This is a genomic window from Pseudomonas sp. SCB32, assembly GCF_009189165.1.
Taxonomy (GTDB): Bacteria; Pseudomonadota; Gammaproteobacteria; order Pseudomonadales; family Pseudomonadaceae; genus Pseudomonas.
In genome coordinates this window covers 4,873,642-4,889,983 of record NZ_CP045118.1, presented here as the reverse complement: position 1 = coordinate 4,889,983, position 16,342 = coordinate 4,873,642, and the positions used below count along the sequence as shown (strand labels likewise).

Sequence of the window (16,342 nt, the reverse complement as noted above, 5' to 3'; positions counted from 1 at the left end):
GGTCCTCAGTTCTGCAGTTCGGCCTGGCTTTGCACGGGGTCGAGCAGCACGGCGCGTTGCTGGCGTACCAGCAGGTCGAAGATCTGTTCCTGTTTCTCGCCCAGCACGCCGTTGAAGGAGATGCCGGAAGATTTGGTCGGGCCGAGCATGTTCACCTTGTAGAGCTCAAGCGACAGCGGCGAGTCCACCGACAAGGGGCCCGAGCCGTTGCCCGCCAGCTTGCCGCCAACCACGATCAGCGAGACCTTGGTGTCGAAGGGGTCGAGGTCGATGTTGCGGTCGGTGTCGGAGAGGTCCTTGATGTGGCCGTACACGCCCATCAGCTGGTTGCCGGCCGCAAGGTTCTCGTACAGGCGGATGTTCACGCTGTTACGGATGCGGATGCCGTGGCGCAGGTTGGCCAGCACCTGGTTGCCGTAGATGAGGTTATCGCCCGACTCGTAGAGGGTGATGCCGTCGGAGTGGTTGCGGTACACCTCGTTGTAGGCCACCAGGTTGCGCTCGGAGTTACGGTCCAGGACGATCCCGGAGAGGTGGTTGTCGTAGGTCTTGTTGTGGAAGATCCAGCTGTCGTTCACCTCACGCGAGACGATGATGCCGTGCTTCTTTTTGGTCCCATGGACCTCGTTCTCGGCGATGATCAGGCGGCGCGAGCGGTCGTGGGGGTCGATGCCGTAGATGATGTTGTCGCGGTAGGTGTTGCCGCGCACCACGAGGTCGTCAGCCTCGTAGCAGTAGAAGCCATACCAGGAGTCGACGAAGGTCGAGCCGATCACCCAGCCCTTGGGGCGCGGGCGCCGCATGGTCTTGTCCATGCCCGGGCTGTACTGGGAGATGGAGATGCCGTAGGCCTTCGAGGCGTTGTAGCCGAAACTGGTGAAGGTGCTGTTCACCAGGTAGGCCTCGGCGCCGCCCCAGGAGATCAGGAAGGGACGGAATTCATTCGGGGACTTGAACCAGGCCGGCTCATTCTTCGCTTCGTTCCAGGCGGTGACCTTGGAGTCGCGCACGAACAGCTTGCCGTCGTTGACCAGGAACGAACCGCGATCCTGGGACAGGCGCAGCTCCTTGACCTTGCCGTCGATCTCCAGCGTCGCGCCCTGGCTGACCACGATGGGCAGGCGGGCGACGTAGATGCCCGGTTCGACCTCTTCCAGTGCGGTCTTCGGCAGCTTGCTGGCGAGTTCGGCCAGGTCGACATAACCGCCCTCGATGAAGATGGCCTGGGGCATCTGGCGCTGGCGCTTCACCCACTCGGCGAGGCGGTTCTTGCCGCCGGTGAATTCCTTCAGCGGCATCTGCTGGACCATGCGCTGCACCACGGCCTTGCCATGCTTGCTGCGGTCGATCTTCTGCTGCACCGCTTCGGCGGTGTAGCCGGAGAGGTCAGGCAGTTTCGGCGGGTCCAGCTGCAGCGGCTCGCTGGGCGCGGCGGTCACGGTGTAGTTGCCGGATTCCTTCAGCGTCTGGGTGTGCCCGGGTTCGCCGCCCGGTTGCCGGTCGGGTGCCTTTTCGGTGCCTTCGCCCTTTGCGCTGTCCTTTGCGTTATGGGGGGCGGCAGCTGCCGTCCTGGCGCTGGCTTCGGCCTTGGCCGCGGGCTGCGCGGCCCAGACCGGTGCGCCGGCGCTGAACAGGCCGCCGAGCAGTAGCGCGGTCAGCGGCAGGGCGTGTATCGGATGGCGGTTCATGGCCGTTGTCTCCTTGCGGGCGCCTGGGCGGTTCGCTGGGCTCCCGCGTTCGCGGGAGAGACGCGAGAGTGGTGCGCTGCCGTGCATGCTCGTCATGCCAGCCTTCGCGCAATTTCCGCCCGCGCGGGTGCGCGAGTCGGCCAGGCTGCCGTCGCGCTTTTCGTCTTCCCCGCGAGCGCGGGGACCCAGATTCAAACCACCCATCGCCTGAGTCCTCAGAAGCGCCAGATGACGTCGATGAAGGCGTGGTGCATGGTCGAGTCCACGTGGCTGCCATAGGCGTCGCCGGGCTTGAACACGCCGCCACGGAAGCGCACCAGCGTCGAGGGCTCGTCGATGCTCTGGCTCATCGAAGCCGGCAGCAGGCCTTGCTTGAAGTACTTGGTCACTACCAGGTCGGCTTCCTGGCCCAGGTCCTTGGAGTCGTTGACCAGCGGCGCGTTGATGCCGCTGTTGCCAATGTCCGAGTTGCCGTCGACGCGCCAGAACTTGTGGTACACGACGCTGGCGTCGTAGTCCTCGCGCATCTGCCAGGAGCCGAACAGGGTGGCGTCCTGGAGGTTCGAGAGTTCGCCACGGAAGGCCTCACCGAAGCGGGCCACGCGGGCGCGGGTGCCGGTGAAGTTGGAGCGGTTGCTCTCCAGGCCGGTCTGCTGGAACTGGTCCTCGCCGTTCTTGCCGCCGCCACTGCCACGGGCGTATGCCGCGCCGGCGCGCCACTGCTCGTCGATGTTCCAGCGCAGGCCGAGGTCGACACCGTAGGCGTTCACGTCGCCGCTCTGCTTGCCGGTGGCGATGCGCTCGCCGTCCACCGCGGTGGTGGTCAGGCGGTCGCGGTTACCGGTCAGCCAGGTGGCGCTGGCCCAGTAGTTGACGGGCATCTGCGAGTGCCAGTTGTAACCGTCGCCGTTGGCTTCGACGCCCACCCAGGTGAGGTCGCCAGTGGTTTGCTTGTCCAGCGAGTCGACGGTCTCGCCGGGGTTCGGCAGGCTGCCGCTGTCGTCGGAGTGGTGCAGGCGCAGGCCGACCCAGTGGTGGGGCATCCATTGCGTGGAAATGTCGCCGAAGACGTGGCTGCGGTCCTTGTCCGCCGGCGCCAGGTCGCTGATGTCGGTGCGGTAGTCGGAGAAGCGCTGGGCGGCGCCCAGGTGGGCCCGCAGCAGGGTGGTGTCGAAGGTCCAGTTCAGGGCTTCGATGTTGGTGTCCTGCCACATGCCGCTTTCTTCGCGCAGGCGCTGGCGACCGAAGCGCAGGTGCTCGCCGGGATACTGGGTGAGGCCTGCGTAGTCCACCCAGAACTCGCGCAGGGCCAGGTAGGAGTTGTCCGGCTCGCGCTGGTTGTTGCTGCCGCTTCTGTCGTTGTTGACCTCGTCGGACTGCAGGGTGTCGGTCTGGATGGTGTCGGTCGCGGTGACCGCCTGGCCCATCACGAAAGCGCTCCAGTCGCCCCATTGGCCGAGGGCCCAGGGGCGCACGTCGAGACCGATACCGTTGAGGTCGCCGCCTGGGGCGGTGCCCAGGTCGCGGTCGTCCTCGGATTCGGCCGTGACCTTGACGTCGAGGCCGAAGTTCTTCGGCGGCTCATCGGCAGCATAGGCAAGGCTGCCGAACAGGGTGCCGGCGAGGCTCAGGCCGGCGCCGAGCATGGCGGGGAACAGGCGTGCGCGGCGAACAGCAGAGGCCAGAACGCGCGGTTGAATCCCTTCGATAAGAGCAAACGGCGGGGTGGTCATCGGGTCAAAGCGCTTCATAGGTTTTCTTGTTCCTGGTTGTTCTGCAGGAGGCTGACGGTGGCCTGCCAGTTGGCGCCGCGCGTTTGTTCTTCGCGCTTGAGCAACTGCTGGGCCGCGGTGCGGTCGGCCGGTTGGATCTGCGGCTCGAGCTGCGCCATCAGGTCGCTGGCGGTGGGGACCTGCTGGCGCTTGGCGAGCTCGCCGAAGACAAAGGCGTTGACCAGGTTTGGCCGCACGCCACGTCCCTGCGAATACAGCTGCGCCAGGGCCATGTCGGCGCTGGCCTGTCCTGCGCGGGCGGCGATCAGCAGGTGGTCCACGGCTTTCTGCGGGTAGACCTTGCCGAGGTAGCCGCGGCGGTAGATCTGGCCCAGGTAGTAGTGCGCCTGGGGCTCGGTGGCGGCGGCCTTGAGCAGGTGCTGCTCGGCCTTCTGCGGCTCCTGCGGGGCCCATTTGCCGTCGTAGTAGAGGCGCCCGAGCAGCAGCTCGGCGCGGGGTTGGGCGGCGTCCTGGGCCTTCTTCAGGTAGTCGAGCATCTGGTCCAGGTCGCCCAGGTCGGGGTTGTCGTACTGCAGCTTGGCCAGGCTCACCCAGCCCGCCGGGTAGGTCGGGGCGATTTCCGTCAACAGCGCCTGCGCGGCTTGCGGGTCGGGCGTGCCGAGGTTCGGGGCGGCCAGTACGCCGGCCACCGAGTCGACGCGCTCGGACGGCACCCGGCCGGCTTTCCAGGCGGCCTTGAGCGCTTCGATATGGGCTTTCTGTTTATCCGCGTTGCCCTGGATCTGGTACACGGTGGCCAGCTCCATCCAGCACACGTCCATGCGGTTCAGCCAGCGCTGGCAGACCTGCTCGACCTCGCCCAGGTGCTGGTTGTAGGTGCCCTGGGTGCGGTAGAGGATGATCTGCGCCAGGTCCGCCTGCGGCAGGCCCTGTTCGCGCCACTGGTCGATGCGCTGCTGCGGGTTCACGTTCGGCCAGGCCTGCGGGTATTGCAGGTAGAGGACGATCAGCGGCACCAGCGCGCTGTCCTCGCCTTCGTTGAAGGCGCGGGTCAGCAACTGCTCGGCTTCGCGGTGCTCGGCGTCGGTGCCGCCGGGCTTGGCTGCCAGCCACTTGCCCAGGCGGGCGCGGGCACGCGGCGAGGTTTCCGCCGCATCGCGGTAGAGCTTCTCGGCGCGCGCCTGTTCGGCCGGATCGCCGGTGGCGGCCTGCATGTCGGCCAGACCGACCTGTGCGTCGGCGTAGCCCAGGGTGGCCAGGCTCTGGAAGTTGGCCTGGGCGGTGGCGATGTCGCCACGCTCCAGGGCCTCCTGGGCCAGACGCTGGTCGGGCAGGCCGGCGCAGCCCGCGGCTGCGGCGATGGCCAGTGCCAGGGCCAGATGCGGGGCCAGTCGTGAGACAGGTCGATTCATGGCGGGAGTCCTCTTAGCGTGCGGTGGCCAGGGCCATCGCCTTGTTCAGCAGGGTGCGACCCGGCAGGCCGCCGATGCTGACTTCGGTCGGGCGGCCGGCGAGCTGGCTGTCCAGCGGCTGGTCGGGCTGGATCTGCACGCGGATTTCCGAGGCCAGGTCGCCGTCCACCGGGGCGGTGCGGACGATGCGGCCGGCGCGCACTTCGCTGTCACCGGCGATCTGGAAGTTCACCGGGGTGCCGGGGGAAAGCTCGGCGGCGTTGCGGTAGGGGAAGCGCGCTTCGACGGTGGCGGTGCTGTCGCGCGGGGTCAGGGTGAAGATGATGTCGCCCTTGTTGGCGAACTGGCCGTTGGCCACGCGCTGCTCGACCACGCGGCAGTCGCACGGACTGGTCAGGGTGCCCTTCATCTGGTGGCCGAACAGCTTCTCGATGTTGCTCGGGCTGAGCTGCTCTTCGGTCAGGTTGCCCTTGAGCAGGTCCAGCAGGTTGGCGGAGAAGGTGGCGATCGGTGCGCCCTTGGCCACTTCGGCGCCGGCATCCACCAGGCTCTCCACGGTTCCCTCGCGGGGCATGGTGATCTGCTGGTTGGCGACGTTGACCACGCCCGAATCGGCGTGGGTGACGAAGTACAGGTTGTAGATCTGGTTGAGGATCACCGCGAAGGCGCCGACGCCGACCACGAAGATCGCGGTGCTCAGGGTCACTGCGCGCATGCGGCCGAAGAAGCCCATGCCGCCGCTGCCGATACCGTGCTTGCGGGCCTTGGTGAAGTTCTCGCGCTGCAGGGTGTTGAGCATGTCGCCGACGCTGATCACTTCACCGGCCAGGAAGGAGGTGATCAGGTAGCGCAGGGCGGCGATCTCGCGCGGCTTCAGGTGCTGGAACTCGCAGCCGACGCGGCGGCTGTCCGGGTCGAAGGAGCGCACCTGGAAGTCCACTTCCAGGGAGAAGCTGATGCTGTCGATCTGGAACAGCAGCTTGCCCTTGTGCAGGTCGCCCACCTGGGGCGACGCACTGTTGGCGGTGAAGGCGAAGCCCCCGGCGGAGATGTCCAGCAGGCGGGCATCGACGCCTTCACGGTTGGCACCGATGTAGCGGATGCGCGCGGGCAGCTTGACCCGGGCGTGCTGGCGCTGGGCTTCGGATTCGTGCACGACATTGACGTTGACGGCGGTATTCATGGGGGCGAGTCCTGTTCGTAGCTAAAGAGGGGGCGTGGCTGGCGAGAGCCTTCAGACGATGGTCAGCAAAATGGCGACGAAGACGCTGGCGGCGGAGAACGTCATGGCGCGTGAGGACCAGGTGTTGAACCAGCGCTGGAAGCTGGCCAGGCCGCGATCGAGCTTGGTGTTCTGGCGGGTCCACGACTGCTGGTCGAGGCGGAAGAACACGTAGATCTTCACCAGGGCGCCGACGATCTGGTTGTAATAGAGGATCAGCGGGTAGGCCGGTCCGATGTGGTGCCCTGACAGCGACAGCAGCAGGGTCAGCACGAGGCGGGTGATGCCGATCCACAGCAGGTAGACCAGCAGGAAGACGATGCTGTACTTGATGCTGGCGATGATCGCGGCGACCAGGCCGAGCAGGCAGGTCCACATCGACAGGCGCTGGTCGAACAGCACCACGCTGGTGAACCAGCCCAGGCGTTGCGGACCCAGGCCCAGGGCGCGAGAGTTCTGCCGCAGGTTGTTGCCGTACCAGCGGAACATCAGCTTGCGGCTGGCCTTGACGAAGCTCTTCTCCGGCGGGTGCTCGACGGTGTTGATCGCCGCGTCCGGCACGTAGAAGGTGTCGTAGCCCAGGCGCATCAGGCTGTACCAGCTGGACTTGTCGTCGCCGGTGAGGAACTGGAAGCGGCCCAGGCGCCAGTGGTCGAGGTGGTCGCTCTCCACGTCGGCGATGAAGTCCGGGTCGGTGACGACCTGGGCGCGGAATACCGACATGCGCCCGGTCATGGTCAGTACGCGCTTGGACAGGGCCATGGAGCACATGTTGATGTGGCGCTGGGCGAAGCGCAGCTTGTGCCACTCGCTCATGATGTAGCCGCCCTGCACCTCGCAGAATTCGTTGGTGGTGAGGCCGCCGACGTTGCCGAAGAGCTTGAACCAGGGCACGGTCTTGCGTACCACGCCGGGCTCCAGCACGGTGTCGCCGTCGATCACCGCGACCACCGCGTGTTCGTCCGGCAGGTCGCGGGAGATGGCACGGAAGCCGTGGGCCAGGCCATCGCGCTTGCCGGTGCCGGGGATGCGCACGAAGTCGAGCGAAACGTGCTCCGGCGGATTGAGCTTCTGCCACTGCTGCTTGATCAGCACCTCGTCGGACATCTCGACGATGGAGCACACCACGGTGGTGGGATAGCCGCAGTTGATCGCCTCCTGGATCACCGAGCGATAGACCATGGAGGTGGTCAGCGCGTCGATGCGGAAACTGGTGACCATCAGGAAGACATGCGATGGATCGGCCGCGTCGCCCATCTTGCGCAGCTTGCGGCGGTAGTAGGGGTAGACCCCGTAGAGGAACAGCATGCCGCGCAGGAAATGCAGTCCGCCCATGGAATAGCGCCAGATGCCGACCGCGCCGATCAGCAGCACGAAGTCCTTGGAGTCGGCGTCGAACACGGTCTTGGGCACCAGCAGCGCCAGTACCATCAGCAGGCTGAGAAAGGCCAGCCAGCCCGTGGCTTCACCGATTGCTCGTTTGTAGGTGTCCATGATGGGTTCCGTCAGTCGCTTCGTGGGGGCGGAAGGCTCTTGTAGGAGCGAGGGGGACGCCTGGTTCTTGCTCGCGAACCCGCCTGGCACAGTGATTTGGCGGAGAGCGTTCGCGAGCAAGCTCGCTCCTACGAAGAGCGCAGGGCGCTTACCAGCAGATGCCTTCGGCGCGCTCGTTGCTGCCGTGAGCCATGAAGCCGATCAGGTCGACCACCTTCTTGCCCTGGGGCGCCTTGTTCACCACGTCGACGAACAGCTCATCGCCGTTGCCCAGCACCAGCACGTCGGAGGTTTTCACCACCACATCCAGGTCGGAAACCATCAGCGAGGAGACGTGAGGGATCTTCGATTCGATGTACTCCTTGTTCGCGCCATGGACGCGGGCGTACTCGACGTTGCGGTCGAAGATCTGCAGCTCGTAGCCCTTGCCAATGAGCATCTCAGCCAGCTCCACCAGCGGGCTCTCGCGCAGGTCGTCAGTGCCGGACTTGAACGACAGGCCGAGCAGGCCGACCTTGCGGCTGCCATGCGCGGTGATGAGATCGAAGGCCTTCTGCACCTGGTGCTGGTTGCTGCGCATGATCGAACCGAGCATCGGGTGCTCGACGTCCAGCTGGCTGGCGCGGTAGGTGAGGGCGCGCACGTCCTTGGGCAGGCAGGAGCCGCCGAAGGCGAAGCCGGGCTTCATGTAGTAGCGCGACAGGTTGAGCTTGTTGTCCTGGCAGATGACGTCCATCACCTCGCGGCCGTCGACGCCCACCGCCTTGGCGATGTTGCCGATCTCGTTGGCGAAGGTGACCTTGGCGGCGTGCCAGACGTTGCAGGTGTACTTGATCATCTCCGCGACCTCGATGGTCTTGCGGATGATCGGCGCGTCGAGTTCGCGGTAGATCTCTTCCAGCAGGTCGCCGGTCTGGGCGTCCAGTTCGCCGATGACGGTCATGGGCGGGAAGTCGTAGTCCTTGATCGCGGTGGATTCGCGCAGGAACTCCGGGTTGGTGCCCACGCCGAAGTCGACCCCGGCCTTCTTGCCCGAGCAGTCTTCGATGATCGGGATCACCACGTTGTTCACGGTGCCCGGCAGCACGGTGCTGCGGACCACCACGGTGTGGCGCTCTTTCTTCTCGCGGATGGCGTAACCGATTTCGCGGCAGACCGACTCGATGTAGCCCAGGTCCAGGTCACCGTTCTTCTTGCTCGGCGTGCCGACGCAGATGAACGACACATCGGTATCCAGGACGGCCTTCTTGAAGTCGGTCGTGCCCGACAGGCGAGCGGAACGGATGCCCTGATCCAGCAGCGATTCCAGACCGGGTTCGACGATGGGCGACTTCCCTTTGTTGATCAGATCGATCTTGGTGGTGGAAACATCCACCCCGACGACTTCGTGGCCTCGTGCGGACAGGCAGCCGGCACATACTGCGCCAACGTACCCAAGACCAAAGATGCTGATTCGCATCGCATTCACCTCGTTCAATTGTCGAGCTTTCAAAGTTGCCCCGAAGGGCGGTTTTTTCAGGCTGCCCCGAAGGGCGCTTTATTCAGGTTGAAAGAACCCGCGGAAGGCACTTTGGGGTGTCCTCCGTACTTCCTCTGGTCAGGCAGGGAAAGTATTTCTAAACTGCAGGGCACTATTTGTGGGAAAATTTCAAATACTTGCCCTGTTATGTTTCAGGCAGATCTCAGTGTGTATTCGTTATCCGCGCTGATGTGCTCCAGTTCGGGGCGATGATTGCCTTGTAATCTGTAAACCCAGATTTTTCATGAGCTTGTGATTGTTCAATGCCGGTATGTAATTACCGTTAGAACAAAAGGTTCATCTCATCAATGCACTTTCTGATCTGCTTCCTGATCTGCTTCCTGATCTGCATCAATGATCGTTGCGGAAATAGGATTTATCCAAAACAGGGTTAGTTCCTTCCCGCTTATCCCACATCTGAAAACTTCCGAAATATCCAATTGATATCACTTGATGCCGTGATAGTGGCAAAAGAGGAGTTAATCGGGAGAAATGCGGGTTAGTGCAATCTGCAAGATGGCGAAAAGTTCAATTTATTTTTCCGCCAAAAATGACCGTGTATCGCCATTAACCGGTTCGTTCAGCTGCCGTTCAGCTTTCTCCATTGCAAGTTGCAATCGTGAAATGCACGTCATGGCAATCGGCTGCTAATGGCCAATGAATTGCTGGCGGAGGGGAAATGCGGAAGGTTTTCCTGCCGGGAAGGGCGGATCGGCGGTCGAAAAAAATCTCACGATTTACCGCGAAGCAGACGAACGGTCGTCGAGCCCCTTTGAACTGTAGGGCCAATGAGGCGTTTTTTGCGCAAGAAATAGCCAGCCCGTAGCCCCTTGGCTGACCCATTTCATGGTCAATGGCTTACAGGCGACTTGGTATCAGGGGGGAAGGTGGGGCGGAAATGGCGGGGAAGGGAGCCCGTCGGGCTCCCAGGGAAAGGGCTCAGTCTTCGGGGTGGTCGCGCAGGAACACGAGCCGGTCAGGCCCAGAGTGTTCGGCACTATAGAAGTAGCCGGCGTAGTTGAAGTCCTTCAGGCCCTCGGGGCCCTGCAGGCGCTCCTTGACCACGTAGCGCGCCATCATCCCGCGGGCCTTCTTGGCGTGGAAGCTGATGATCTTGTACTGGCCGTTCTTCAGGTCCTTGAACTCGGTGTCGATCACCCGTGCGTTCAGCGCTTTGCGCTTCACCGCGCCGAAGTATTCGTTGGAGGCCAGGTTCAGCAGTACGTCGTCGCCCTGCTCGGCCAGGGCCTGGTTCAGCCAGGCGCTGATGCGCTCGCCCCAGAAGGCGTAGAGATCCTTGCCACGGGCGTTGGCCAGCTTGGTGCCCATTTCCAGGCGATATGGCTGCATCAGGTCCAGCGGGCGCAGCACGCCATAAAGGCCGGACAGCATGCGCAGGTGGCGCTGGGCGAAGGCGAAATCGTCCTCGCTGAAGTCCTCGGCCTGCATGCCGGTGTAGACGTCGCCCTTGAAGGCCAGCAGCGCCTGCTTGGCGTTGGCCTGCGTGAAATCCGGGTGCCAGCTGCCGAAGCGCGCGGCGTTCAGGCCCGCCAGCTTGTCCGACAGGTGCATCAGCTCGGCGATCTGCGCCGGCGACAGTTCCCGCAGGATGCCGATCAGCTCCTGGGCATCGTCCAGGTGCTCGGGCAGGGTGAAGCGCTGCGTCACCGGGGCGGTGTCGTAGTCCAGGGTCTTGGCGGGGGAAATCACCATCAGCATCGTGCGGTCTCCTACAAGCGAGGCGCGATTGTAGGGATTCGCGGGCCATGGCTCCAGCTATGGGGACGATTAGCATCTGCCGGTGCGGTGGTCGCCCGGTGGCGGTCCGCATTGAGGCTTGCGAACTGGGGCGTGGTGGACGAGGTTGCCGGCGGGGCCGCCGGAGTGCGGGCGCCGGTACTGACCGCGCGAGCGATCTTCGATGGGCCGGAGCACTGATCGGGAGCGGGGGCGAGAAGGTTTTGCCGGGGGTAAGACTTTTAAAACTAGCGCTCCATGAAGGCCTCGCCAAGCTATTTCGGCGTGGGAAGAAAAAAAGCTGCTTGAGAAGGAAAAAGACTTTTTATCGTCATGTTTTTTCCTGTATTTCTGGAAACGTAGACCGCCGAACCCTGCAGACAGGTGGCGGCCCCGGCCCGTCCCCTTATATGCAGACCTCTCGCGCCCCGGCAGCGAGAGCAGGCGGCTCACCGCGCGGCGGAGCGCTGTAATGGCATTCCGTCGTAACGCCCCCTCAAGAGGTGAACCGCGTATGGATGACCATGGACGCTCCAGCCCGACCCAGCCCACCCTGTACGTCCTCGATACCAACGTTCTGATCCACGATCCAAACGCGTTGCTGAATTTCCAGGAGCACCACGTCGCCATTCCGATGACGGTGCTGGAGGAACTGGACAAGCTCAAGACCGGCAAACACACCGTGGCTGCGGAGTGCCGCCAGGCGATCCGTCTCATCGATTCGGTGCTGGGTGAAGCGACACCCGAGCAGGTGGAGGATGGCGTTCCCATCCAGCGAGGCAAGAGCGGCCCCTGCGGCAGCCTGTCGATCCTCATGAGCAAGCGGGCCGAGCCGATCACCTGGCTGCCCGAGCACCTGAACGACAACAAGATCATCAACCAGTTGGTGGAGCTGAAGAGTCGCCATAGCAGCAAGCGCGTGGTGCTGGTGACCAAGGACATCAACATGCGCCTGAAGGCGCGTGCCTGTGGCGTGTTCTCGGAGGATTACCACACCGACCAGTTGGTCGATGACGTCGCCCTGCTGTCGCGTGGCTACCATTCGCTGTCCGGCTCGTTCTGGGACCGCGTGAGCAAGGTCGAGACCCGCCAGGACCACGGACGCACCTGGCATCGCGTGCAGCTCACCGACAACCTGCCGGCGGTGCACATCAATGAGTTCATCGTCGACGAGCAGGGTTTCGTCGGCTGGATCAAGGGTATCCAGCAGGATGAACTGCTGATCCTCGACCTGCACCAGGAACCGTTGCTGCACCAGGAGGCCTGGGGCCTGAGGCCGCGCGATATCTACCAGGCGCTGGCGCTCTACGCGCTGCTCGACCCGGATATCCACCTGGTCAACCTGTCCGGCGCCGCAGGTTCGGGCAAGACCATCCTGGCCCTGGCCGCCGCCATCGAGCAGACGATGGTCAGCAAGCGCTACCGCCGCATCATCGCTACCCGCAGCGTGCAGGGGCTGGACGAGGACATCGGCTTCCTGCCGGGCACCGAGGCGGAAAAGATGGAGCCGTGGCTCGGCGCCATCACTGACAACCTGGAGGCGCTGCATTCGGACGACGAGTGCACCCATGGCAGCGTCGACTACATCCTCAGCAAGGTGCCGCTGCAGTTCAAATCGCTGAACTACATCCGTGGTCGCAGCTTCCAGCAGAGCCTGATCCTCATCGACGAGTGCCAGAACCTCACCCCGCACCAGATGAAGACCATCATCACCCGCGCCGGCAACGGTTCGAAGGTGGTCTGTCTGGGCAACCTGGCGCAGATCGATACGCCTTACCTGTCGGCGACCAGCTCGGGTCTCACCTACCTGACCGAGCGCTTCAAGGACTTCCCCCACGGCGTGCACGTGACCCTGCAAGGGGTGCCGCGCTCGGTGCTGGCGGAGTTCGCCGAGACCCATCTGTAAGCGGAGAGCAACTGTCTATTGGCTCCCCGCATTCGCGGGGATGACGTGACTGGAAAGGGGATGCGCCAACCCGTCATTCCCGCGAACGCGGGAACCCAGAGACACGAGTTCAGCTGTAATCGAAGAGGCCCGCCGTCCGGCGGGCCTCTTCTTTCCCGCCCCCTGGCATACCTCTTTTTGTATACAATCCTCTCCCCAACGCGCCGCTCGCCTTACAGCCAGTCGCGTGCCCCGGGGTTACACTGTTCCCCTGATCCTCCGGAGAGTTCCCGCCCGTGCTGACCCATCTCGATTCCCAAGGCCGCGCCAACATGGTCGATGTCACCGAAAAAGCCGTGACGTCCCGCGAGGCGGTGGCCGAAGCCCGGGTGCGCATGCTCCCGGACACCCTCAAGCTGATCCAGGACGGCGGTCACCCCAAGGGCGACGTGTTCGCCGTGGCGCGCATCGCTGGCATCCAGGCGGCCAAGAAGACCCACGAACTGATCCCGCTGTGCCACCCGCTGCTGCTCACCAGCGTCAAGGTCGAGCTGGCCGCCGAGGGTGAGGACACCGTGCACATCGTCGCCCGCTGCAAGCTGGCCGGGCAGACTGGCGTGGAGATGGAAGCGCTGACCGCCGCCAGCGTCGCCGCGCTGACCATCTACGACATGTGCAAGGCGGTGGATCGCGGCATGACCATCGAAAGCGTGCGCCTGCTGGAGAAGCTCGGCGGCAAGAGCGGGCACTACCTGGCATCGGATAGCGTCGCAGGAGACACCCCATGATCCGCGTGCAGTACTTCGCCCGCTACCGGGAGGCCCTCGGCCTGGACGGCGAGCAGCTGAACTGGAGCCCCTCCCTGGCCAGCCTCGATGCCCTGCGCGGCCTGCTGCTGGAGCGCGGCGGCGCCTGGGCGGTGCTTGGCGAGCAGAACCTGATGTGCGCGCGCAACCAGGAACTGTGCTCCCTCGACGAGCCCCTCGCCGACGGCGACGAGGTGGCCTTCTTCCCCACCGTGACCGGAGGCTGAGGCCATGACGATCCGCGTCCAGTCGGCGGCGTTCGATCCAGGCGCCGAACTCAATGCGCTGCACGACGCCAACGTCGGTGTAGGCGCGGTGGTCGGCTTTGTCGGCTACGTGCGCGACTTCAACGATGGCCGCGAAGTCGGCGGCATGTTCCTCGAACACTACCCCGGCATGACCGAGAAGGCCCTGGAGAAGATCGCCGTCGAGGCCCGCGAGCGCTGGCCACTGCTGCGCCTGGACATCCTCCATCGCATCGGCCGTCTGGAGCCAGGTGAGCCGATCGTCTTCGTCGGCACCGCCAGCGCCCATCGCCAGGCGGCCTTCGACGCCTGCAACTTCGTCATGGATTACCTCAAGATCCGCGCGCCGTTCTGGAAGAAGGAAGACACGACCGAAGGCCCGCGCTGGGTTGAAGGCCGCTGCAGCGACAAGGAAGCCGCCGAGCGCTGGAAGAGCTGATCCGCCTGGCTACGGCGTCACTGCTTTTGCAGGAGCGACGGGGGCGCCTAGCCCTTGTCCGCGAAGCCTTGCCGCCGCTTCGGCGATCAAGGCTGGCTGCAACGTTTCCCTGTAGGAGCGGGCCATGCCCGCGATCGCGCGCATGGCGCGCTCCTACAGGTTAGCTCCGGGGTTACGGATCAGGATTTCGCGGACAAGGTCCGCTCCTACGCGTGCGCTCTGAACGCACGGCGAGAGCGATGCCCCGCACGCGCCGGGGTCGTACCTACTAGGAGGAATGGGCGGTACAGGGGAAGGGGCGCAGGCTGGCGCCAGCCCTTTTTGCTCCGAATCGGAGAGCCCCTCATGAGCCATCTCAGCACCCAGGAATTCCAGCCGCTGGAGATCGCTGTCCTCACCGTCAGCGATACCCGCAGCCTGCACAACGACACCTCCGGCCAAGCCCTGGTGACCTCGCTGCAACGCGCCGGTCACGCCCTTGCGCAACGCCGGCTGGTGATCGACGACATCTACCAGATCCGCGCCGTGGTCTCGGCCTGGATTGCCGACCCCAAGGTCCAGGTCGGCCTGATCACCGGGGGCACCGGCTTCACCGCTCGCGACAACACCCCGCAGGCCGTCGCGCCGCTGCTGGAGCGCATCGTGGACGGCTTCGGCGAGCTGTTCCGGCAGATTTCCCGCGAGGAAATCGGCACCTCGACTATCCAATCCCGCGCCATCGCCGGCATCACCAACGGCACGCTGATCTGCTGCCTGCCCGGCTCCACCGGCGCCTGCCTGACCGCCTGGGAAAAGATCCTCCTGCAGCAGTTGGACAGCCGCACCAGGCCCTGCAATTTCGTCCCCCATCTCAAGCGCCTGCCCGAGCGTCCTGTGCTGGTCTGCGGTACACGCTCATGAGCGCCTGCGGCTGTTCCGGCTCCGGCCTGCGTCCGGTGGACGAGGCCATCGCGGCGTTGATGGACTTCGTCCCCCAGGCGCCGCCGACCGTGCGTGTCGACCTGGAACACGCCCTGGGCCGTGTGCTGGCGGAGGATGTGCATTCCCCCATCGACCTGCCGCTGTGGGACAACAGCGCGATGGACGGCTACGCCTTGCGCAGCGCTGACATGGGGCCGTCGGGTGCGCGGTTGACGATCGCCGGCTACATCGCCGCCGGTGATGCCGCCCAGGTCGAGCTGCACCCCGGCGAGGCCATGCGCATTTTCACTGGCGCGCCGCTACCGCCGGGGGCGGACAGCGTGATCGCCCAGGAGGACTGCCAGGTCGTTGGCGACTGGCTGCAGGTGCCTTTGGTCGCGCGCGGCAGCCACGTGCGCCGGCGTGGCGAAGAACTTCGCGAGGGCGATGTGCTGCTCAGCGCCGGGAAGAAACTGCGCGCCCAGGACATTGGCTTGCTGGCCAGCGTCGGCCTGGACCGCGTGAATGTGTACCGCCCGCTGCGCGTCTGCCTGCTGAGTAGCGGCGACGAGCTGCGTGAGCCGGGTGAGTCGCTGGCTCCGGGGCAGATCTACAACGCCAACCGCTTCAGCATCGGCGCACTGCTGCGCGGCTGGGGCATGGACGTGCATGACTACGGTGTGCTCGCCGATACCCTGGCGGCCAGTCGCGATGCGCTGAGCCTCGCCGCGTCCGAATGGGACGTGCTGATCACCAGCGGCGGTGTATCCGTGGGCGACCGCGATTACCTCAAGCAGGCGATCCGCGAACTGGGCGAACTGCACCTGTGGAAGCTGAAGATGCAGCCGGGCAAGCCGCTGGCGTTCGGCAGCATCGCCGGCAAGCCGTGGATCGGCCTACCGGGCAATCCGGCTGCCGCGCTGGTCACCGCGTTGGTGGTGGCGCGACCGTTCCTCTGGCGCGCCCAGGGGCGCAGCGATGTGGAGACGCTGCCGGTGACGCTGCCGGCGGGCTTCGACTGGCTGACGCCCAACTCACGCCGCCAGTACCTGCGCGCACGCCTGGAGCTTGATGGCGCCGGCGTAGCCCGCATCTGCCCGCATCCACAGCAGGGCTCGGCCATGCTGCGGGCGGCGAGCTGGGCCGACGGCCTGGCGGTGGTGGAAGCCGGGCGCACGCTGCGTATGGGTGAACCGGTGTCATTCCTGTCTTTCAGCGAACTCGGCGCCTGACGCCGATCCCTGCCGCCGGCAGGGCCGGCG

General features: G+C 64.9%; 13 protein-coding genes. 6 read left to right on the top strand and 7 right to left on the bottom strand.

Annotation, left to right across the window (positions count from 1 at the left end; all coding sequences use genetic code 11):
• Positions 1 to 5: 5 nt before the first annotated feature.
• From algG to yaaA, 7 genes are all read right to left on the bottom strand, one after another.
• Positions 6 to 1,688, bottom strand: coding sequence for a mannuronan 5-epimerase AlgG (gene algG / locus GA645_RS22265; RefSeq protein WP_152225519.1), 1,683 nt, complete (start codon positions 1,686 to 1,688; stop codon positions 6 to 8).
• A 215-nt stretch (positions 1,689 to 1,903) separates the two neighbouring features.
• On the bottom strand, positions 1,904 to 3,334 hold the full coding sequence (locus tag GA645_RS22260) for an alginate export family protein (protein WP_152228246.1): 1,431 nt from the start codon (positions 3,332 to 3,334) through the stop codon (positions 1,904 to 1,906).
• Positions 3,335 to 3,435: 101 nt separating this feature from the next.
• Positions 3,436 to 4,833, bottom strand: coding sequence for an alginate biosynthesis TPR repeat lipoprotein AlgK (gene algK / locus GA645_RS22255; protein ID WP_152225517.1), 1,398 nt, complete (start codon positions 4,831 to 4,833; stop codon positions 3,436 to 3,438).
• Positions 4,834 to 4,846: 13 nt separating this feature from the next.
• Positions 4,847 to 6,016, bottom strand: a complete 1,170-nt coding sequence (locus GA645_RS22250) for a PilZ domain-containing protein (RefSeq protein ID WP_152225515.1) — start codon at positions 6,014 to 6,016, stop codon at positions 4,847 to 4,849.
• A 51-nt stretch (positions 6,017 to 6,067) separates the two neighbouring features.
• The gene (alg8, locus tag GA645_RS22245) at positions 6,068 to 7,552 is read right to left on the bottom strand and encodes a mannuronan synthase (protein WP_152228245.1); all 1,485 of its coding nucleotides are present in this window, start codon (positions 7,550 to 7,552) and stop codon (positions 6,068 to 6,070) included.
• Between the two features lie 145 nt (positions 7,553 to 7,697).
• The gene (gene algD / locus GA645_RS22240) at positions 7,698 to 9,008 is read right to left on the bottom strand and encodes a GDP-mannose 6-dehydrogenase (protein ID WP_152225512.1); all 1,311 of its coding nucleotides are present in this window, start codon (positions 9,006 to 9,008) and stop codon (positions 7,698 to 7,700) included.
• Between the two features lie 999 nt (positions 9,009 to 10,007).
• Positions 10,008 to 10,787 (bottom strand): peroxide stress protein YaaA, encoded by a 780-nt coding sequence (gene yaaA / locus GA645_RS22235; RefSeq protein WP_152225510.1) that lies wholly within the window; start codon positions 10,785 to 10,787, stop codon positions 10,008 to 10,010.
• A 532-nt stretch (positions 10,788 to 11,319) separates the two neighbouring features.
• Between yaaA and GA645_RS22230 the strand changes: the two genes are divergently transcribed.
• From GA645_RS22230 to glp, 6 genes are all read left to right on the top strand, one after another.
• The gene (locus GA645_RS22230) at positions 11,320 to 12,711 is read left to right on the top strand and encodes a PhoH family protein (RefSeq protein ID WP_152225508.1); all 1,392 of its coding nucleotides are present in this window, start codon (positions 11,320 to 11,322) and stop codon (positions 12,709 to 12,711) included.
• A gap of 275 nt (positions 12,712 to 12,986) precedes the next feature.
• Complete coding sequence (gene moaC, locus GA645_RS22225) at positions 12,987 to 13,478, top strand: cyclic pyranopterin monophosphate synthase MoaC (RefSeq protein ID WP_152225506.1); 492 nt, start codon at positions 12,987 to 12,989, stop codon at positions 13,476 to 13,478.
• Complete coding sequence (locus tag GA645_RS22220) at positions 13,475 to 13,723, top strand: MoaD/ThiS family protein (RefSeq protein ID WP_152225505.1); 249 nt, start codon at positions 13,475 to 13,477, stop codon at positions 13,721 to 13,723. The genes moaC and GA645_RS22220 overlap by 4 nt, the downstream gene beginning before the upstream one ends.
• A gap of 4 nt (positions 13,724 to 13,727) precedes the next feature.
• Positions 13,728 to 14,180, top strand: a complete 453-nt coding sequence (moaE, locus tag GA645_RS22215) for a molybdopterin synthase catalytic subunit MoaE (protein ID WP_152225503.1) — start codon at positions 13,728 to 13,730, stop codon at positions 14,178 to 14,180.
• Between the two features lie 345 nt (positions 14,181 to 14,525).
• The gene (moaB, locus tag GA645_RS22210; RefSeq protein WP_152225501.1) at positions 14,526 to 15,080 is read left to right on the top strand and encodes a molybdenum cofactor biosynthesis protein B; all 555 of its coding nucleotides are present in this window, start codon (positions 14,526 to 14,528) and stop codon (positions 15,078 to 15,080) included.
• A complete protein-coding gene (gene glp / locus GA645_RS22205; RefSeq protein WP_152225499.1) occupies positions 15,077 to 16,312 on the top strand; it encodes a gephyrin-like molybdotransferase Glp in 1,236 nt (411 codons plus the stop codon). The genes moaB and glp overlap by 4 nt, the downstream gene beginning before the upstream one ends.
• Positions 16,313 to 16,342 lie beyond the last annotated feature (30 nt).